Source organism: Streptomyces sp. HUAS MG56, assembly GCF_058673395.1.
On sequence record NZ_CM178722.1, the window covers coordinates 9158481 to 9177826 of the forward strand.

The following is a 19346-nucleotide window of genomic DNA, read 5'->3' on the forward strand; positions in this document are numbered from 1 at the left end:
CGTTACGACGAAGGGACCGGCACCCGCCGAGGAACCGAGGGACACGGTCCGGCTCCCGCGGGCGGGCACCCGAGAGCCCCGGAGCCGGGAAACGGCTCCGGGACTTCGGTTGACACTGGGTGCGATCAGAGACCGGCGACCAGGTCGGTGACCGGCTGAACGTTCAGGCCGGTGACGCCCTCGACGGTGCTGATGCCGGTGTTGACCAGGCCGGAGACCGGGGCGATGCCGTTGACGGCGCCCGTCACGGTGTTGAGGGCGTTCACGGACAGACCGCCGGAGACGTTGTCCAGCTCGGCGTCCGAGATCTCGACGGTCTCGACCTGGGGGGTGGAGTTCATGATGGAACTTCCCTTCCTAAAGGATATTTCACAAGGGGGGAGCGGCCCCCTCTGGGGACAGACGGACGGCCGCGACCGCGGGCGGCCGACCCCCGTGGCCCGGAGGCCGCAGCGCCCTGCGGTGCGATGGATCAAAGCACGCAGGCTGGGCACGCTTCCAATCAATCCACGCGCTCACCAGGGCACTTGGCTCGGGAACGGGCTCATCCGTGCAGGTACGCGCACGGCTTGTCGGCGACTCCTTCACAAGCCGCGCGGCATCGTCGCAATCGCTTGCTGGTCTTCCCCTTGTCTTACCGACGGCGAATCCGGCACTCCGCGCCAAAGCCGTGTCCGGGGACGCGGGGATGTGCAGATCCGTCGCCGTCGGTGACCCGCGTGGGTATTGGATGTGCAGATTCGCTGAAGCCGGGATTCCGTTACGCGCGTGAAACGGACCGTTACTGATCGGTAGCGGACCGTGTCGGATCGGAGTCGGTTGAGAGCCGACTCGGGGCCGACGGGGAGCCGGCCGGGGAGCCGCCGGGCGTCAGTCCAGGATCGCGTACACGGTGCTCGCCCGGGCGGCGAGCGCCCCCGAGTCCGCGTCGGACAGTGTGACGTCCGCGAAGGCCATCCGGCGGCCCAGTTTCGTCAGGACCGCTTCGATCAGGACATCCGCGCCGGTCACCGGCCGCTGGAACGACGTGGACTGCTGCACCGTCGTCATCGGCACGAAGGCGCCCCGCGCGGCCGACACCGCGATCACCGTCGCCGTGTCGGCGGCCGCCATGAGCGCCTGCCCCGACAGCCCGCCGCCCTCCCGGGCCAGCCGCTGCGACCAGGGCAGACGCAGCACCGCCCGGTCCTCGCCGATGCCTTCGACACTCAGCCCGAGATCGCGCACCCAGGGCGCGAAGCGGTCGGCGAGGATCGTGTCGGCTTCGGCGGTGGTCATCGTCATATGGGCGATTGTTCCCAGCTGCCCCCGCCACCACGCCCACCGCGGCCGACCCTGGCCGATTCCCCCACCCCGTACGGCAGTTGCGCCGCCCGTTTGAACACGGCGCGCGCCCGGTGCGTACGTACGGCCATCCAGGCGCCGAATCGAACTGCCCAAGAGCGGCAGACCCCCGTCCCCAGGAGGTCGAGAAGTTGAGTCACAAGCGAATGCCCAAGCGCAAGGCCGCGATAGCGGTGGGCGGTGTCGCGGCGCTCGGAGCGGCGGCTCTCCTGCTGCCCAACGCCATGGCGTCCCAGGACAAGAACGACACGAACGCCGCGGGCACCCTCGGCACCGCGCGGACCCTGAAGGCCTCGGACGCCTCCGGCCTCGCCGCCCAGCTCGAAAAGACCCTCGGCACCGCCTTCGCCGGCTCGTACTACGACAGCGCCAAGCAGCAGCTCGTCGTGAACGTGGTCAACGGCGACAACACCCTGACGGCACAGGCGAAGAAGGCGGGCGCGATCGTCCGCGAGGTGCAGAACAGCACCAAGGCGCTCAGGACCGCCGCCGGGACGCTCAAGACCAGGGCGACGATCCCCGGCACCTCGTGGGCCGTCGACCCGCGCACCAACAAGATCCTCGTCACCGCGGACTCCAGCGTCACCGGCGCCAAGTGGAACAGGCTGCAGTCGACCGTGCAGAGCCTCGGCTCGAACATAGCGACCCTGAAGAAGTCCGCCGGCACCTTCAAGACCTTCGTCTCGGGCGGCGACGCCATCTTCGCCCAGACCCAGCAGGGCGGCGTCCGCTGCTCCCTCGGCTTCAACGTCACCGCCTCCGACGGCAGCCCCGCCTTCCTGACGGCCGGTCACTGCGGGGTCGCGGCCAAGGACTGGTCCGACTCGCAGACCGGCCAGCCCATCGCCACCGTCGACCAGGCGAAGTTCCCGGGCAACGACTTCTCGCTCGTCAAGTACAACGACAAGACCACCCAGGCGCCCAGCGAGGTCAACGCCGGCAACGGCCAGACCGTGCAGATCACCAAGGCCGCGGACGCCACCGTCGGCGAGACCGTGTTCCGCATGGGCTCCACCACCGGCCTGCACAACGGCCAGGTCACCGGCCTCGACGCCACCGTGAACTTCGCGAGCGAGACCGTCCCGGGCGGCACCGACACCGTCAACGGCCTCATCCAGACCAACGTGTGCGCCGAGGCCGGCGACAGCGGCGGCTCCCTGTTCACCCAGGACGGCAGCGCGGTCGGCCTGACCTCCGGCGGCAGCGGCGACTGCACGAGCGGCGGCGAGACCTTCTTCCAGCCGGTCACCGCCGCCCTCCAGGCCACCGGTGCGACGCTGGGTGCCGGCGGCAACGCGGGCAACGGCGGCGCGGGCGGCCAGTCCGGCTCCGCCGCCCCGTCGGCCTCGGCGAGCGACCCGGCCGGCGCCGGCGGCGCCCAGATCGGCGGCTCCGCCGACCCGTCCGCCTCGGCCACCGACCCGTCCGGCAGCGCCGGGGCCGGCGCCGGTGGCAGCGACCAGTCCGGCGCAGGAACCGGTACCGGCACCGGCGATCAGTCCGGCAGCGGCACCGCGAGCACCGCGAACAACGGCTCGTCCGTGACCGGTTCGAACTGACCCCGAGCCGACCGGCTCACGGTCCGGCCCTCCGGCGGGAGGGCCGGACTCCTCTCCCGTCACGGGGAGTCAGACAACGGGGCAGGCCCGCAGCAGCAGCACCGCCACGTCGTCCGCCCGGCCCCGGGCCGCCGCACTGTGCCGTACGACCTCGTCCGCCAGGTCCTCCAGCGGCCGCTGCCCGCACTCCGACAGCAGACCGCCGAGGTCGACCAGCGCGTCCTCGATGTCGATGCCGGGGGACTCCACCAGGCCGTCGGTGTAGAGGAGCAGCACCGAACCCGGTGCGAGGGACACCTCGGTCGTCGGATACACGGCGCCCGCGTCGATCCCGAGCAGCGGGCCGCCCGCCAGGTCCAGCACCCGCACCCGGCCGTCCGGCCGCCTGAGCAGCGGCGGCGGATGCCCCGCCCGCGCCATCACGGCCCGCCCGCGCGCCGGATCCAGCCGCAGATACAGACAGCTGGCGAACAGGTCCGCGCCGAGGTCGATCAGCAGCCGGTTGGTGCTGCTCATCACCTCGTGCGGCTCCTGCCCGACCGTGGTGTACGCCCGCACGCCGGTACGGATCTGCCCCATCAGGCCCGCCGCCGTCACGTTGTGCCCCTGGACGTCCCCGATCACCGCCGACGACAGCGGCAGCGTCGGCACCAGATCGTAGAAGTCGCCGCCGATGTCCATGCCGTGCATGGCCGGCAGATAGCGGGCGGCGGCCTCGATGCCGGGCGGCGGCACCAGCGAACTGGGCAGCAGGGCCTGCTGGAGGCCGTGCGCCAGCCGGTGCTTGGCGTCGTAGAGCCGGGCCCGCTCCAGCGCCTGCGCGATCAGCCCGCCGAGGGAGGTCAGCACGGCCCGCTCGTCGGCGGGGAAGACATGCGGCTCGGCGTACGCCAGCACGCACGTGCCCACCGGCCGGCCGGACGCGATCAGCGGCAGATACGCCCAGGCCGCGAAGCCGTCCGGGGTCTCGTGCCGCTGCGGATACAGCCGCTCCAACTGCTCCCGCGAGTCGAAGAACGCGGGCACCCCGCTGGTCAGGGCATGGGTGCCCGGGGTGCGCTCGGCCAGCGGCAGCCCGTCGAACCGCTCGACGATGTGCGGGTCGTCGTACCCCCGGTGGCCCAGCACATGCAGCCGCCCGCCCTGCGAGCCGAGGATCACCATCGCCTGCCCGCCGACCGCCGGGGTCACCTCGTCCCACACCAGCTGCACCACGTCCTGCACGCCCACCGCCTCGGTCAGCGCGCCCGCGAGGCTCAGCACCTGCGAGATCGTCACCAGCCGGGACGGCGCCGGACCGGCCCGCGGCGCCTCCTGCGCCATGTCCGCCACGGCCCGGGCCCGGGTGATCCGCACACTCAGCCCGCTGCGGCTGGGATACATCCGGAACGACAGCCACTCGCCCGGCGGACGCAGCGCCACGAACGACGTCACCTGCTGGCTGAGCAGCGCTCCCCGGTAACGGTCCTCGTACATCGGGTCGTTGAGCCAGGGCACCGACGCCCACGGCAGCGTCCCGAGCAGCTCCCCGGCCGTCCGGCCGAGCAGTTCGGTGGCGGCCGCGTTGGCGAACGCGATCCGGCCGTTCAGATCCAGCGACAGCAGCCCGTAGGGCAGCCGGGCCACCATCCGCACCGCCTCGGCCGAACCCGCCGTGCCCGTCGTGCCCGCCGCGACCGCCGGCAGCGGCGCCGCCAGCACGTCGACCTCGGGGCCGAGCGGCCGGTTCTGTGCCGCGTCCCGTTCCAGCCGGAGCGCCAGCCGGTCGCAGGCCGCGGTCAGATCGGCGCGTTCGACATCCGACAGCTCCGGCGGATGCGCACCCGGCCACGTCACGAACACCGCGCCGTACAGCCGGTTCCCGGTCGCCACCGGCATCGCGGCCAGCGCGAACGGGTACGGCAGCACCAGCGCGATCCGCGGATACCGGCCGGCCATCTCCTCCTCGCCGCCCACCCACACCAGCCGGCGCTCGCGCGCCGCGTCGGCGACCGGGATCCGCGCGCCCAGCCCGACCCGCTCCCACGGCGCCGCGAACGCCCGGGGCATGCCCGCGTGCACCGCCATCTCCAGGACCTGCTGGTCGGGGCGGAGCAGATACACCGCGCCGGAGTGGGCGCGCACCTCCTCCAGCATCGAGGCCAGTGCGAGCGACAGCACCGGCCGGGCGGCCACCGTGTCCTCGGCCGCCGGTGCCGGTACCGGCCCTGAGCCCGGCCCGTCGGACACGCCACCACCTCCTCGTACGGCCGCGCGTCGTGCCCCGGGGACCAGACTCCCTCGCGGGAGCGCGCCGCGCACGGCGAGCGCCCCCAGCCCCGCCCTGCTCGCCCGTGCCACGGAGCCGCTGGCCAACCGGTCCGCCCGGACATGTGCCGCAGACATCGGAAGCGCGGGCGGCGTACGGGCGCTCCGCGTGCGCCCCCGCGCACCCTGATGGCCGATTCTCCGCGCCCGTGAACGCAGGACGCGCCCAAGAATGGGCAGGCGCTTTCCGCACCGACCGCACAGCGAGGGGACGAGCGGGCGGGCGGGTACGCGGGGGCGGATCGCGACGGTGGGGCCGGGCGATGAGCGCGGGGTACGACGAGCTTGCGAGGGGGCGGGCAGTGATTCGGTTGCTTCTGGTGCACGACGCGTGTCTGGTGCGGGCGGTGCTGGCGGAGTGGCTGGGCCGGGAACCGGGGCTGGACGTGGACGACACACCGTGGCGCGGCGCCGCGGCGAGGATACGGTCGTCGTCGCCGGACGTGTGCGCGGCGGACCTGGACTGCGTCGACGGCCATGGCATACCGCCGCTCGGCGATCTGTCCCCGGCGCGGGCCGGGGCGGGCCGGCCGCCGGCGCTGGTGGTCATGGCCCACGCGAACCGGCCGGGCCTGCTGAAGCGGGCCGCCGAGGCGGGCGCCCTCGGCTTCGTCGACAAGGCGGGCTCACCGGACCGGCTGCTGCGCGCGATCCGCAGCGTCGCCGCGAGGGAACGTTTCGTCGATGCCTCACTGGGCTTCGGCTTCCTCAAGGCGGCCCAGATGCCACTGACCAGACGCGAGCTGAGCGTGCTGTCGCTGGCGGCCGGGGGCGCGTCGATCGCGGAGATCGCCGGAAGCCTGCACCTGTCGCACGGCACGGTCCGCAACTACATGGCGTCGATCACCCGCAAGACGGGCGCGCGGAATCGGATCGACGCCATACGCATATCGCGGGGGGAAGGCTGGCTGTGACCGGTACCGGCTAGCGGGGGAGTGCGGTCGGTGACGGGGGGCGGCCGGTGGTGAGCTGCCGGTACAGGGCCGAGGTGCGCAGCAGGTCGTCGTGGGTGCCGCAGGCGGTGTGCGCGCCGTCCATGACCAGGATCCGCCCGGCCCGGCGGGCCGAGCCGAGCCGGTGGGCGACGACCAGCAGCGTGCCGCCCGGCCGCCCGGCGAAGGCCCGCTCGGCGCGTGCCTCCGCCGCCGGGTCGAGATGGCAGGTCGCCTCGTCGAGTAGGGCGAGCGGGGCGGCGCAGAGATAGGCCCGGGTCAGCGCGATCAGTTGGCGCTCGCCGGCCGACAGCGCCGTCGGCTCGACCCGGGCGTCCGGCCCGCCCAGCGCCCGCAGCAAAGGGGTCAGTCCGACGGCGTCGGCCGCGGCCAGCAGCTCGGCCTCCGGTACGGGGCCCGGCCGGAAGAGGGCCAGGTTCTCGGCGAGGGTGCCGCCGTGGACGTAGGCCTCCTGGGGGATGAGGACGGTCGCCTGCGGCGCGGGCACGGGGTGGCCGTGCACGCGGATCGTGCCGTGGTCCGGGGTGAGCTGGCCGGCGATCAGGCTGGTGAGTGTCGACTTGCCGATGCCGCTGGGGCCCACGACGGCCAGGTGGGCGCCGGTGGGCAGGGTGAGGTCGAGGCCGTCGAGGATCGGCTCGCCGGCGGAGCCGTAGGCGAAGGTGAGGGAGGTGAGGGCGAGGGCGGGCGCGGACCGGGTGCTTGCGATGGGCGGGCGGGTGCGGGTCCGTGGTGGCTGGTCGCGCCCCGCCGCGGAGCCGCTGAGGGACGCGGCCCCGCGCCCCTGGGCCGGTTGCGCCTCCCGGAGTCGAACGGTGCGCGGTCCTCGGCTCGTCAGGCGGCGCAGCACCACCGTCAGGCGCGAGCCGCTCGTGCCGAGGCCGTGGACCAGGTTCTGGAGTGCGGGGAGCAGGGACTGGGTGACGTAGGCGAGCGCGCCGACCAGGGCGCCCGCGGTCACGCCGTGGCGCAGCAGCCAGGGGGCCGTGACCAGGAGCAGCACCACGGGCAGCTCGCCGCCGACGGCCAGCGCCGCCGTGCGCGCCAGGCTCCAGCGGGCCAGGGCGCGTGCGGTGGCCAGCTCGGCGTCGATCCGTCGCCCCAGGTCCGCCGCGACGCGCTCCTCGGCGCCGCACGCCGTGACGTCCCGCAGTCCGGGACACAGCGCGCCCAGCTCCCGCGCGAGTGCCTCGTCGGTGGTGAGGAACGCCTCCTGACGGCGGGCCAGCGGTCGCAGCGTCACGGCGAACAGGCCCACCCCGGCCAGCAGCGGGGGCAGCACGACGGTCAGCAGCAGCGGGGCCAGCGAGAGCAGACCGATCAGGGCGCCGGCGGCCGTGAACAGGAACGAGCGCGACACCATCACCACGCCCGCGAGCGTGTCCCGGGCCAGTTCCACCTGCTGGGTGAGCCCGGACAGCGCGCCCGGGTCCGCCTCCCGCACCCCCCGCCCGACCACGGCGGTCACCAGCCGGTCCCGGGCCGGTTCGACCAGCTCGGCGACCACGCCGTAGACCCGCCCGGTCCCGTACGCCCCGGCGCACACGGCGAGTCCCGCCGCCCCCAGCCACCCCAGCCCGGTCCGTACGCTTCCGGCCAGGAACCCGGCGTCCAGCGCCCGCGCGAGCGCGTAACCGACGACAAAGGTCTGCCCCGCCTCCAGCACGGACCACGCCCCGAGCCGCACCAGGACCCGCCACCGGTCCCGCAGGAACCGGGCCACCCGCCCGCGCAGCGGTGCCGGACGCCCGCCGGCCGGATCCGCTGCCACCTCGCGCCGGTCCTCCTCACCGCGCACGCCGCTCAACTCCCCTCCTCGGCACGGCACATGAAGCACTCGGTCGCTCCGTTCCGATGGCTGTCCGGCCCATGTGCCCCCCATCAGCCCCGTTCCTCGCTTCGCGGCGCGGCCCCGGCGTCGCTCTCCCCCTGCACCCCGAACACCGCCCGGTACGCCGCGTCCCGCCACAGTTCCCGGTGGGTGCCCAGAGCCCGGACGCGGCCGTCGTCCAGCCAGGCGACGAGGTCCGCGCGGGCCGCTGTCGTCGGGCGGTGGGCGATCAGGAGGCGGGTACGGGCCGGGCCGGAGGCCAACAGGCTCTGGGTGATGCGGTGTTCCGTGACCGTGTCGAGGCTGGACAGGGCGTCGTCGAGGATGAGGAGGCGGCTCTCGCGGACGAACGCCCGGGCGAGGCCGAGGCGTTGGGACTCGCCGCCGGAGCGGGGGGCGTCGGCGACGCGGGTCGCGTAACCGTCGGGCAGTCTGCGGACGAAGTCGTCGGCGTGGGCGCGCCGGGCGGCCGACCGGACGGCGGCCGGGGTCCGGTCGGCGAGCCCGAGGGCGAGGGCGTCCTCGATCGTCGTGCCCAGCAGGGCCGGGCGTTCGAAGGCGTAGGCGACCGCGCGGCGCAACTCGTCGTGGGTCAGGCTGCGGAGGGGGACGCCGTCCAGCAGGACCTCGCCCGCGTCCGGGTCGGTGAGCCGGCCGGCCACCTCGGCGAGCAGGGACTTCCCGGCGCCGGAGCGGCCGACGAGCGCCAGGGTCGTACCGCCCGCAACGGTCAGATCCAGTCCGTCGAGGACCGCGCGGCCGCCCCGGACGGCGGTCACCGCCCGCAGCTCCAGCCGGCCGGGTCCGGGGGGCAGACGGCGGGTGCCGTGCTCCGGGCGGGGTACGGCCGTCACCTCGGCGAGCCGGCCGGTCGCCGCGCGGGCCCGGGCGAGCGCGGTCAGCCGGCCGACGAGCGCGCCGACGCCGGTCGCGAGCACCGCGTACCGGGAGGCGGCCAGCAGGTCGCCGACCGACAGCCGGTGCCGGGCGAGCAGCAGCCCGGCCACCGCGAGAACCGCGAGGTTCAGCAGCGGTGCCACGGTGACCGCCTGCGCGGCGGCCCGCCCCTGCACCTGCCACATCCGCCGCCCGGCGCGCGAGAGTTCGGGCAGCGGCGCCAGGACGCGGGCCGTCTCCCGGTCCGCCACGCCCGCCGCCCGGATCGTCCGGGAGCCGCCGATCGCCTCGGCCAGCGCCCCGGCGATCCGGCCCTGCACCCGCTGGTATTCGGCCACGCATTCCGTCGTGTCCCGGGCGAGGGCACGCAGCAGCAGGGCCAGGACCGGTGCTCCGGCGAGGAACACGGCCGCCAGCCACGGGTCGATGACGCCGAGCGCCACCACGCCCCCGACCGGCCCGGCGAGCGCGGAGAGCAGCACGGCCACCGCGCCCGGCGCCGTCCCGGCCTGCGCGGCGTTGCCGACCCCGCGCGCCACCAGGTCCCCGGCGCCGAACCGGGCCGTCGCGCGCGGGCCCAGCGCGAGGACGTGCCCGGTGACACGGCGGCGCAGCCAGGCGGTGGCGTGCGCGGTGGCCGTGCCGGTGAGCACGCCCGCGCAGCCGTCCAGCAGGGCGAGCAGCAGGACGACACCGGCACAGCAGGCGACCCAGCGGGCGGCCGGCGCATGGGCGAGGAGCAGGTCCAGGGTGTGGCCGAGGAGGGCCGGCAGCAGCAGGCCGGCGGCCGTGGCGGCCGTACTCACGGCGCACAGCGCGGCACAGCGGGCGCGGCCGTGGCGCAGCACCGCCCGCGACAGGGCGCGGGCTGCCGCCGAAGTGCCGCCGTCGGGGCGGGAGTCGGCAGGCGGCGCACCGGGGCGGCCCCGGACGGCCCCTCCCCGGCGGAAGGGGGCCGTCCGGAGCCGGTGGATCACCCGCTCGGTCAGAGACAGAGCAGAATGCTCGCGGCGGAGACGCAGGAGAGCAGGCTCACGGTGCTCGCGCCGCCGCCGTCGTGCTCGTCGGAGTCGAGGGTCTGAAGGTCGAGCAGTGCCATGGCAGGGTCCTTTCCTTGTCGGGGACGGGGGTTGGATCACGGCTCCGTCCGTGCGGAGCCGCGTGCGGGGGCCGCCGGAGGCGGCGCGAGGAACGGCAGGTGCGCGGTGCGGGGGTCGTCGCAGGCCGCGGCGAGCGCGAGCAGACAGCCCGCCGTACCGGTGGCGAGGTCCATGGACAGACGCATCATCTGGTGCCCGGGGAAGGCGAGTTGGCCCTGGTAGTCCATGGCGAACCAGCCGAGCCCCTCGATCTGCCGCGCCAGCCGCTCCCGGTCGGCGCCGGGCGCCGTGGAGCGGGCGAGGTGCAGGATCATTCCGGCGCGGCCCTGGAACAGGCCGGGCTGGGCGTAGAAGCGTGAGGTGGCGGCGGTGAGGATGCCGGCCCGGGCGCGGGCGAACGCCTCGTTGTCCGTGTGCGCGAGGTAGTCGTCCAGGACCAGGCCGATGCCCGCGCTGCCGTCGCCGAGATAGGGCAGCGTCCGCCGGCCCTCATCCACCTCCAGGCCGCCGCCCGCCTTCTGGGTCACGCAGCAGTCCAGGTCACGGCGGAGCGCCACGGCCGCCGCGGCCAGATAGCGGTCCTCGCCGGTCTCCTGGTGGCGCCGCAGCAGGAACAGCGCCGGACCGCTCGCGCCGCGCAGCAGCCCGGCGCGTCGGCGCGGGGTGTCCGGCACGGGCTCGGCGAGCCGTCGTACGACGATGTCGGCGGCCTCGGCGGCGTGTTGCCGCAAGGACGGCTCGCCGGTGGTGTCCGCGAGCCGGCCGAGGACCAGGCCGAGTCCGGCGAGCCCGCCGTGCAGGTCGGAGGCGAGATTGCGCCAGTTCTCCCGCAGGATGCCGTCGACCAGGTCCAACGCCCGTTGCCGGTGGCCGAGCCGGTCGAGGACGAGGGCGACGCCGGCGAGGCCGTCGTACAGGCCGAGCGGGGTGCCGGGCGGCGGCGGGGCGGTGTGGTCGAGCAGCCAGCGCTCGCCCTCGTCGTAGCGGCCCGCGCCCGACGCCTCCAGGGCGTACAGGACCCCGGCCGCGCCGTGCGCGAGGCCGAGGCCGCCGCCGTCGGAGAACTGGGCGATGTCACCGGGGAACAGCCGGTCGTCGCGCTCCGGGGTGGCGGAGGCGAGGATCGCCTTCACCATCGAGTCGCGGCTGTACGGCCAGTCGCCCGGCACCACGGGCGGGGCGGTGCGGGCGCGTCGGCCGCCCGCCGTGTCCCGGGTGATCTCCGCGACCGCCTCGTCCAGGAACTCCCGTGGTACGTCCGGGAATTGGTCCGCGATGACGTCCGCGAGATGGGCGGCCTTGCCGCGGTCCACCACGAACAGCGTGGTCACCGGCAGGAACAGGGCGAGCCGCAGACAGGCCAGCGCATAGCGGTCCACGTCCGGGCCGCGGCGGTCCGGCGGGGCGAAGAAGCCGGGATGGGCGACGGTCTGCCGGGCGTTCTCGGCGGCGGGGGCGGCGGCCTCGAAGTCGATGAGATGCACGGACTGTTCGTCCTCGGCCACCATGATGTTGAAGACGTGCAGGTCGTTGAAGACCAGCCCGCACGCGTGCACCGCCTCGACCGCCCGTTCCACCGCCGCGTGGATCCGCAGCGCCCACGCCGTGTACGCGGCGACCCGCGCCGGGTCGGGGTCGGGGGTGAGCAGCGGATGCCGCTCGGCGAAGAAGGAGTTGAGCGGGCGGCCCGCCAGGAAGTCCATGACCAGGAACCGGTGCTCGCCGAGCAGGAACCAGTCCCGCACCCCGGGCACCACACCGGTCCCGGCGGCCCGCTCCAGCGCCGCCTTCTCCCGCTCCAGCCGGGTCACCGCGTCCGCGCCGTCGGCCGCCAGCCCCGCGTGCGGCCGGGCCTCCTTCAGCACCACCTTGCGCCCGTCGCGGGTGTCGGTGCCGGCGTACACCCCGCCGCCGTTGGAGAAGTGCAGCGCCTTCTCGATGCGGTACGGCAGCTCGCCGACCGTCGTGGTGTTGCGGGCCGCGAGATGCGGCCGGAGGAACGCGGGCAGGGTCACCCACTCGGGGACCTGGAAGGACGGCGCCCTGCGGTCCGGCACGAGCCTGCCCTCGCCGTCGGCCACCGCGAGGACCAGCGTGCCGCGCTCGTCGACGACGTACCGGCGGGCGAAGGCGCCGTAGCGGACGTAGAGCGGACCCTCGCCCCAGCGCAGGTCGGTGAGGATGTACGGCCCCTCGAACCCCGCCAGCAGGGCGCCCAGTTCGCGCAGGACCTCGTGCAGCCGCGTCTCGTCGGCCGGGTAGACGGTGACGAACTTGCCACTGGTGTCGCGGCCCGCGTACTTGGCGTTGCGCAGATGCAGCAGCTGCGGGCCCGGCACGAACTTGAAGGGGATGCGGCGCGGTACGCAGTAGTCCCAGACGATCTCGGCGATCCGCTCCGCGTTCGCGGCGGTCGCCGAGGAGTGGATCTTCCAGCCCTGGGCCGGCGCCGGCAGCGGCGCGCCGTCCGCGCCGAGCGGGGTCAGATTCAGCCAGTCTCCGGAGCGGGACGCGTGCCAGCCGTCCGGGACGGTGCGGCGCGCCGCCGTGAACTGGGCGGTCTGCGCACCGCCGGCGTCCGCGAGCCGGTCGGGCGTGTCGTAGAAGTGCCCGTCGGCCAGCGCGTACACCTCGTACCGCTTGTCCATGCCCCTCCGCCCGCGTCGTCCCCGGCACCCTCGGCACCCTTGTCCTCGGTCACCGGACCTTCGACCCGGTGACCGGAAGAGACACTCGCAGGCGTCGCACGGCCGCGGACAGTCACGACTGTCACGAGGTCACCGTGCGGAACTCACGGGTCAAGATGTGTTCGGCGGCTTTCGAGCGGATCCGGGCCCGCGCGGCCCCGGGCGTTCCCCAGGGCCACCCGTAGCGTTCACAGGGGCTGCGCAGGAGCCTCACACGCGCTGTAATGGCGAACGTGGTGAGCGAGGGCGCGGCGGTCGGCGGTACGAGGACGGGGCCGGAGCGCGCCGCAGCCGCTCTCGACGCCCTCGGCGCCTCGCCCGGCACCCCGGACCGGCTCCACCGCGTCCTCGAACAGGCGCTGGTGTTCGCCGGCGCCGCCTTCGTCGGCGTGTACACGCCCGGCGACGATCCCGCGCAGCTGTCCCTCGCCGAATCGGCTGGTCTGCCGCGCACCCTGTACGGGCTCCGCGACGGCTACCCGGCCGCCGGCACGTCGCCGGTCGCCGCGGCCCACCGCACCGGCCGCCCGCGGTGGCTCGGCCCCGAGGAACTGGCCGGGTGCCCCGAGGCGCGGCGCACGCCCTCCCCGGACTTCTCCGTGGCCGTCCTGCCGCTCGACCCGGCGGGCGCGGGCGTGCTGGTGGCCGTCAGCGAGCGTCCGGGCGGCTTCGGCACCGAGGACCGGGCCTGCCTGGAGCTGGTCGCCCGCGCGGTCGCCGTCCCCGCCCCGGCCGCCGCGGGGGAGCCCGGCGAGCTCTCCGAGAACGCCTTCGACCTGGCCATGGACACCGGCCGGGTCGAGGTCGGCGCCGCCATCCTGGGGCTGTTCGGGCTCGGCCGGGACTCCTTCGACGGCCGGGTGGAGACCCTGCTCGCGCGCGCCGTGCCCGAGGACCTGCCCGCGCTGATGTCCGTGGTCGAGGCCGACCACATGTCCATCGGCGACCGTGAGCTGGAGTTCCGCATCCTGCAGCCCTCCGGCGCGCCGCTGTGGCTGCGGCTGCGCGGCCGGCTGCTGTCCGGCGGGGAGGGCCGCCCGGCCCGGCTGGTCGGCACGGTCGCCGACGCCTCCACTCTGCGCTCCGACGTCACCGACGTGGCCCGGGTGCAGCGCCTGGCCGCCGCCCTCGCCACCGCCGGCACGGTCAAGGACGTCGGCCGGGCCGTCGTCGACGCCCTGCGGGTACCGCTGCGGGCCGACCGGATCGCGCTCGCCGAACTGGAGCACGACCGCCTCGTCGTCACCGTCCTCGACCCGCCCGAACCCGAGGCGTGGCCCGAGGTGTGGCGCACCGAATGGCGCACCGAGTGGCCCGACGCGCCGGTGCGCGCCATGCCCACGCTCGCGGCCGCGCTGCGCGAGGGCCGCGCCCGGATCTGGCCCGCCGGCAGCACCCTGGAGCCCGCCCTCGGCGAGGTCGGCCCCGGCGGCCTCGCCGTGCTGCCGCTGCCCGCCGCCGGCCGGGTGGCCGGCGCCTGCCTGATCGGCTGGGACGACCCGCACGACTTCGGCCCCGACGAACGCGCCCTGCTCACCGCCTGCGCCGCCCTGACCGGCCAGGCCCTGCTGCGCGCCCACGCCTTCGACGCCGAGCACGAACTCGTCGGCATGCTCCAGCGCACCCTGCTGCCGCGCCGCCTGCCCCGGCTGCCCGGCGCGGTCGCCGTCGCCCGCTACCTGCCCACCACCGCCGGGCTGGAGGTCGGCGGCGACTGGTACGACGTCATTCCGCTCGCCGACCACCACGTGGCCTTCGTCATCGGCGACGTACAGGGCCACAACGCGGGCGCCGCCACCCTGATGGGCCAGATGCGCACCGCGCTGCGCGCCTACGCCGCCGAGGGCCACACCCCGGACGTGGTCGTCGCCCACGCCAACCGGCTGCTGCTGGACATGGAGACCGACCTCTTCGCCACCTGCGCCTACGTCGACGTCGACATGGAGGAGGGCACCGCCTGGATCGTGCGCGCCGGCCATCTCGAACCGGTCCTGCGTCACCCGGACGGCAGCACCGAGATCCTGCGCACCGAGGGCGGGCCGCCGCTCGGCGTGACGGCGCAGGCGGACTTCCCGATGACCCCGCTGCGCCTGGCACCCGGCACGGTGGTCGCGCTGACCACCGACGGCCTGGTGGAGTCCGCGGACACCGACCTCGACACCGGCATGCAGCGGCTCGCCCACGCCCTGTCCGCCGCCGACCCCGCCCACCTCGGCCTGGTCGCCGACGCGCTGCTCACCGACGCCCACCGCGCCGACGACGTCGCCCTGCTGCTGATGCGCTACGACGGGATGGCCGTACGACCCCTGCGCGAGAGCTGGACGGTGTGGCGCGTACCGGAGGCGGTCCGGCACGCCCGCCGCTTCACCCGGCGCACCCTGCGCACCTGGGGCGTGAGCCCGGACACGCTCGACACGGCCCTGCTGGTGGTCTCCGAACTCGTCACCAACGCCCTCGTGCACACCGACGGCCAGGTCCGCCTCGACCTCAGCCTGGTCAACCACCGGCTCCGGCTGGCCGTCGCCGACGCCTCGCCGCGCAGCCCGGTCAAGCCCACGAGCATCGGCTGGGAGGCCACCGGCGGGCGCGGCATCCTGCTGGTGGAGGCGGTCTCGGCGGCCTGGGGGACGGTCCCGGTCAGCGGCGGCAAACAGGTGTGGGCCGATCTCGTGCCCGGCGGCTGACCCGCCACTCGGGTACGGGTACGCGCGCCCCCGGCAGGTCGAAGGGGCTCGCCCGACGGCCGTGCCTAGGGTCGATCGGCGTGGCACACACCTTCGAAGAACTGGTCGCGAAGCAGCGCGCCGCCGACGCGGCCCAGCGCACGGTCGACGAACTGCGGGAGGCTTACGGCCCGCCGGCCGAGCGGGGTATGACGGGCGCCCAGTCGGAGACCTACGAAACGGCGCTGCGTGCCTCGCGGGACCTGGCCCGCGAGGCGCAGACCGCGCTGAGCGACTACGCGAGGGAGACCGGCCGCACGCGCGCCGACATCGAGGCCGAGGTGGCCCGGGCGGCCGCGGAGCCGCAGGAGACATGAGCACGGCGGCAGGCGACACGAGCGGCGTCGGCCGTGGGGGTGGCGGGGAGGTGAGCCGCGCCGAGCGGCTGGTACGGGCCGCCGACGCCCGGCTGCCCGTCCTCGACGGCGGCCCGCTGCTGCGCAAGGCGTTCCCCGACCACTGGTCCTTCCTGCTCGGTGAACTCGCGCTCTACAGCCTGCTGGTGCTGTTCCTGACCGGCGTCTGGCTGACCCTGTTCTTCACGCCCGAGATGCGCGAGGTCGTCTACGCGGGCCCCTACGCGCCGCTGCGCGGGGTGCGCATGTCCACCGCCTTCGCCTCCACCCTGCACATCAGCTTCGACGTGCGCGGCGGACTGCTGCTGCGGCAGGCCCACCACTGGGCCGCGCTGGTCTTCGTCGCCGCGATCGGCGTGCACCTGCTGCGGATCTTCCTCACCGGCGCCTTCCGCCGCCCCCGCGAGCTGAACTGGGTGATCGGCCTGACCCTGTTCGTGGTCTCGCTCGCCGAGGGCTTCGCCGGCTACTCGCTCCCCGACGACCTGCTCTCCGGGACCGGACTGCGCATCGCACAGGGCATCATGACCTCGATCCCGCTGGTCGGCACGTACGTGGCCTTCTTCGTCTTCGGCGGCGCGTTCCCCGCGCACGACATCGTCACCCGGCTGTACCCGGTGCACGTCCTGCTGCTCCCGGGCGCCCTGATCGCCCTGGTCACCGTGCATCTGATCCTGGTGGTCCACCTCAAGCACACCCAGTGGCGCGGCGCGGGCCGCCGCGTGGACAACGCCGCCGGCAAGCCTTTCTTCCCCCAGTTCACGGCCTCCTCGGGCGGGCTGTCCCTCATCGTCTTCGGCGTCCTGGTGCTCCTCGCCGCACTCGCCCAGGTCAACCCGGTCTGGAACTACGGCCCCTACCGCCCCGACCAGGCCTCCACCGGCGCCCAGCCCGACTGGTACGTCGGCTTCCTGGAGGGCGCGCTGCGACTGATGCCGGCCTGGGAGACGAACCTCGCCGGACACACCCTGATGTGGAACGTCCTGCTGCCCGCCGTGGTCCTGCCCGGCCTGCTCTTCGCGGTGCTGTACGCCTATCCGTTCGTCGAGCAGCGCCGCACCGGGGAGTGGCGGCGCGAGCAGCACTTCTGCGACCGCCCGCGCGAACGCCCCGTCCGCACCGGCCTCGGCGTCGCGGGCATCGTCTGGTACGGCGTGCTGCTGCTGGCCGGCGGCAACGACGTCGTCGCGCAGACCTTCCGGATCTCCGTCAACGCCCTCACCTGGGTGCTGCGCGTCGCCGTGGTCGTCCTGCCCGTCCTCGCGTTCCTGGTGACCCGCTGGCTGTGCCGGGCCCTCACCGAGGCCGAGCGGGACCGGCTGGCGCGGGGTGTGTCCACCGGCGAGATCCGGCAGAACATCGCCGGCGGCTACGAGAGCGACCACGCACCCGTGGCGTCCTTCCGGCCCGGCGCCCCGCGCAGGCCCCTCACCGCCGCGCGTACTGGTACGCCATCCCGAACACCCCGCGAGCCAGCACCCCCAGACCGATGAGGAACAGCCAGAGCCCGTAGACCACCCCGCCGGCGCTCAGGGCGAACCCGAGCGCGGTGATGATCGGGAACATGCTCTCGTCCGGGAAGAACGCCACCGGTTCCGCCCCGTCGGCCACCTCCGCCTCCGCGCGGTCCTGCGCCCGGCTGCCCCGCCGCCGGTACTGGATCAGGCAGAAGAACGACACGAGCGCCGCCATCCCGCACGCGACGACCAGCGCGACCGTGCCCGTCTCGTCCCCGGACCACACCCCGTACAGCGCGGCGGACCCGCCGAAGAACAGCGCCACCCCGCCGAACAGCATCGACTCGGTCCTCATCCGGCCGTCTCCTCCCCGGCCCGGGCGGCCTGCGGATGGTGCAGGTCGAACGCGGGCGACTCCGAGCGGATCCGGGGCAGGGCCGTGAAGTTGTGCCGGGGCGGCGGACAGGAGGTGGCCCACTCCAGGCCCCGGCCCCAGCCCCACGGATCGTCGAGGGTGACCTTCACGCCCCGGGCGGCGGTGCGCCAGACGTTGTAGAGGAACGGCAGCGTCGAGATCCCCAGCAGGAACGCGCCCGCCGAGGACAGCGTGTTGAGCAGGGTGAAGCCGTCCGTCGGCAGATAGTCCGCGTACCGGCGCGGCATGCCCCCCGCGCCCAGCCAGTGCTGCACCAGGAAGGTCAGCTGGAACGCCGGGAACAGCAGCCAGAAGTGCAGCTTGCCGAGGCGCTCGTCCAGCATCTTCCCGGTGAACTTCGGCCACCAGAAGTAGAACCCGGCGAACATCGCGAACACCACGGTGCCGAACAGCACGTAGTGCAGGTGCGCCACGATGAAGTAGCTGTCGGTCACGTGGAAGTCCAGCGGCGGGGAGGCGATCAGCACCCCGCTCAACCCGCCGAGCAGGAACGACACCAGGAAGCCCATGGCCCACAGCATCGGCGTCTCGAACGACACCGATCCGTTCACCATCGTCCCGATCCACGCGAAGAACTTGATCCCGGTGGGCACCGCGATCAGGAACGACATCAGGGAGAAGAACGGCAGCAGTACCGCGCCCGTGGCGAACATGTGGTGCGCCCACACCACCGCCGACAGCATCGTGATGGCGACGGTCGCGCCGATCATCGGCAGATAGCCGAACTGCGGCTTGCGGGAGAACACCGGGACGATCTCCGAGATGATCCCGAAGAACGGCAGCGCCACGATGTAGACCTCCGGATGCCCGAAGAACCAGAACAGGTGCTGCCACAGGATCGCGCCGCCGTTCGCCGCGTCGAAGACGTGCGCCCCGAACTTCCGGTCCGCCTCCAGCGCGAGCAGCGCCGCCGCGAACACCGGGAACGCGGGCAGCACCAGGATCGAGGTGAACAGCACGTTCCAGGTGAACATCGGCATCCGGAACATGGTCATGCCCGGCGCGCGCAGACACAGGATCGTGGTGATGAAGTTGACCGCGGTCAGGGTCGTCGACACACCGGTGACCACCAGCCCCATCGCCCACAGGTCGCCGCCCGCCCCGGGCGAGAAGTAGGCGCTGTTCAGCGGCGCGTACGCGAACCAGCCGAACGCGGCGGCCCCGCCCGGCACCAGGAAGCCGGACACCACCATCAGCGCCCCGAACAGGTACATCCAGTACGACATCGCGTTCAGCCGCGGCAGCGCCAGGTCCGGGGCGCCGATCTGGAGCGGCATCACCGCGTTGGCGAACCCGGCGAACATGGGCGTCGCGAACAGCAGCATCATGATCGTGCCGTGGATGGTGAAGAACTCGTCGTAGCCGTGCTCGTTCAGGAACTGGAGCCCCGGCCGGGCGAGTTCGGCCCGCATGCCGAGCGCCAGCAGCCCGGCGAACAGGAAGAAGCAGAACGCCGTGACCATGTACAGCCGGCCGATCACCTTGTGGTCGGTCGTGGCCGCCCAGCGCAGCAGGGTCCGGCCGGGCCGCGGGGCGGGGGCCGTGTACCGTTCGACGGCCTCACGGCTGTCGGACATCTGTGGTAGTTCGGTCATCCCGGGCGACGCTACTCCGGGTGCCCGAACGCCCCGCCCGCGCCACGCCTGGGCACCGCCCGGCAAACCGCCGTCGATGTCCGGGGCGCAGGGGCCGGGGC

14 protein-coding genes are annotated in these 19346 nt (G+C 74.2%); 5 read left to right on the top strand and 9 right to left on the bottom strand.

Going from position 1 to position 19346, the window contains the following annotated elements; translation table 11 throughout:
- Positions 1–125: 125 nt before the first annotated feature.
- Together AC4OXY_RS42270 and AC4OXY_RS42275 are read right to left on the bottom strand one after the other, a co-directional pair.
- Entirely contained in the window at positions 126–341 is a 216-nt protein-coding gene (locus AC4OXY_RS42270) for a hypothetical protein (RefSeq protein WP_067044133.1), read from the bottom strand.
- A 529-nt stretch (positions 342–870) separates the two neighbouring features.
- A complete protein-coding gene (locus AC4OXY_RS42275; RefSeq protein ID WP_356029502.1) occupies positions 871–1284 on the bottom strand; it encodes a PaaI family thioesterase in 414 nt (137 codons plus the stop codon).
- 191 nt (positions 1285–1475) lie between these two features.
- On the opposite strand from AC4OXY_RS42275, the gene AC4OXY_RS42280 reads away from it, so the two are divergent.
- A complete protein-coding gene (locus tag AC4OXY_RS42280) occupies positions 1476–2903 on the top strand; it encodes a S1 family peptidase (protein ID WP_491992368.1) in 1428 nt (475 codons plus the stop codon).
- A gap of 69 nt (positions 2904–2972) precedes the next feature.
- Here AC4OXY_RS42280 and AC4OXY_RS42285 read toward each other — a convergent pair whose 3' ends face one another.
- Positions 2973–5132 (bottom strand): SpoIIE family protein phosphatase, encoded by a 2160-nt coding sequence (locus AC4OXY_RS42285; RefSeq protein WP_491992369.1) that lies wholly within the window; start codon positions 5130–5132, stop codon positions 2973–2975.
- A gap of 380 nt (positions 5133–5512) precedes the next feature.
- Here AC4OXY_RS42285 and AC4OXY_RS42290 point away from each other — a divergent pair, with 380 nt between their 5' ends.
- Positions 5513–6124, top strand: coding sequence for a LuxR C-terminal-related transcriptional regulator (locus tag AC4OXY_RS42290; protein ID WP_356029506.1), 612 nt, complete (start codon positions 5513–5515; stop codon positions 6122–6124).
- Between the two features lie 10 nt (positions 6125–6134).
- Here the strand turns inward: AC4OXY_RS42290 and AC4OXY_RS42295 are convergent, their stop codons facing one another.
- From AC4OXY_RS42295 to lanKC, 4 genes are all read right to left on the bottom strand, one after another.
- Positions 6135–7970, bottom strand: a complete 1836-nt coding sequence (locus AC4OXY_RS42295) for an ATP-binding cassette domain-containing protein (protein WP_491992370.1) — start codon at positions 7968–7970, stop codon at positions 6135–6137.
- Between the two features lie 74 nt (positions 7971–8044).
- Positions 8045–9751, bottom strand: coding sequence for an ABC transporter ATP-binding protein (locus tag AC4OXY_RS42300; RefSeq protein ID WP_491994725.1), 1707 nt, complete (start codon positions 9749–9751; stop codon positions 8045–8047).
- Between the two features lie 125 nt (positions 9752–9876).
- Positions 9877–9990 carry a SapB/AmfS family lanthipeptide gene (locus AC4OXY_RS42305; RefSeq protein WP_356029508.1) on the bottom strand — a complete coding sequence of 38 codons (114 nt, stop codon included), beginning with the start codon at positions 9988–9990 and terminating at the stop codon, positions 9877–9879.
- Between the two features lie 36 nt (positions 9991–10026).
- On the bottom strand, positions 10027–12639 hold the full coding sequence (lanKC, locus tag AC4OXY_RS42310) for a class III lanthionine synthetase LanKC (protein ID WP_356029509.1): 2613 nt from the start codon (positions 12637–12639) through the stop codon (positions 10027–10029).
- 263 nt (positions 12640–12902) lie between these two features.
- Between lanKC and AC4OXY_RS42315 the strand changes: the two genes are divergently transcribed.
- The 3 genes from AC4OXY_RS42315 to qcrB all read left to right on the top strand — a co-directional run bounded on the left by AC4OXY_RS42315 (position 12903) and on the right by qcrB (position 17250).
- Positions 12903–15362, top strand: coding sequence for a SpoIIE family protein phosphatase (locus AC4OXY_RS42315; protein WP_376292310.1), 2460 nt, complete (start codon positions 12903–12905; stop codon positions 15360–15362).
- A gap of 80 nt (positions 15363–15442) precedes the next feature.
- Positions 15443–15718: a hypothetical protein gene (locus tag AC4OXY_RS42320; RefSeq protein WP_362819482.1), complete on the top strand. Its 276-nt coding sequence runs from the start codon at positions 15443–15445 to the stop codon at positions 15716–15718.
- Positions 15715–17250 carry a cytochrome bc1 complex cytochrome b subunit gene (qcrB, locus tag AC4OXY_RS42325; protein WP_376292307.1) on the top strand — a complete coding sequence of 512 codons (1536 nt, stop codon included), beginning with the start codon at positions 15715–15717 and terminating at the stop codon, positions 17248–17250. The genes AC4OXY_RS42320 and qcrB overlap by 4 nt, the downstream gene beginning before the upstream one ends.
- Here the strand turns inward: qcrB and ctaF are convergent.
- A complete protein-coding gene (ctaF, locus tag AC4OXY_RS42330; RefSeq protein ID WP_356029514.1) occupies positions 17186–17569 on the bottom strand; it encodes an aa3-type cytochrome oxidase subunit IV in 384 nt (127 codons plus the stop codon). The genes qcrB and ctaF overlap by 65 nt on opposite strands.
- Positions 17566–19245, bottom strand: a complete 1680-nt coding sequence (gene ctaD / locus AC4OXY_RS42335; RefSeq protein WP_491992371.1) for an aa3-type cytochrome oxidase subunit I — start codon at positions 19243–19245, stop codon at positions 17566–17568. Before ctaD ends, ctaF begins: the two co-directional genes overlap by 4 nt.
- Positions 19246–19346 lie beyond the last annotated feature (101 nt).

Excerpts from the sequence above, each read along its gene's own strand:
- AC4OXY_RS42275 (WP_356029502.1), bottom strand. The coding sequence starts at position 1,284 with ATGACGATGACCACCGCCGAAGCCGACACGATCCTCGCCGACCGCTTC.
- AC4OXY_RS42315 (WP_376292310.1), top strand. The coding sequence starts at position 12,903 with ATGGCGAACGTGGTGAGCGAGGGCGCGGCGGTCGGCGGTACGAGGACG.
- lanKC (WP_356029509.1), bottom strand. The coding sequence starts at position 12,639 with ATGGACAAGCGGTACGAGGTGTACGCGCTGGCCGACGGGCACTTCTAC.
- AC4OXY_RS42270 (WP_067044133.1), bottom strand. The coding sequence starts at position 341 with ATGAACTCCACCCCCCAGGTCGAGACCGTCGAGATCTCGGACGCCGAG.
- ctaF (WP_356029514.1), bottom strand. The coding sequence starts at position 17,569 with ATGAGGACCGAGTCGATGCTGTTCGGCGGGGTGGCGCTGTTCTTCGGC.
- qcrB (WP_376292307.1), top strand. The coding sequence starts at position 15,715 with ATGAGCACGGCGGCAGGCGACACGAGCGGCGTCGGCCGTGGGGGTGGC.
- ctaD (WP_491992371.1), bottom strand. The coding sequence starts at position 19,245 with ATGACCGAACTACCACAGATGTCCGACAGCCGTGAGGCCGTCGAACGG.
- AC4OXY_RS42305 (WP_356029508.1), bottom strand. The coding sequence starts at position 9,990 with ATGGCACTGCTCGACCTTCAGACCCTCGACTCCGACGAGCACGACGGC.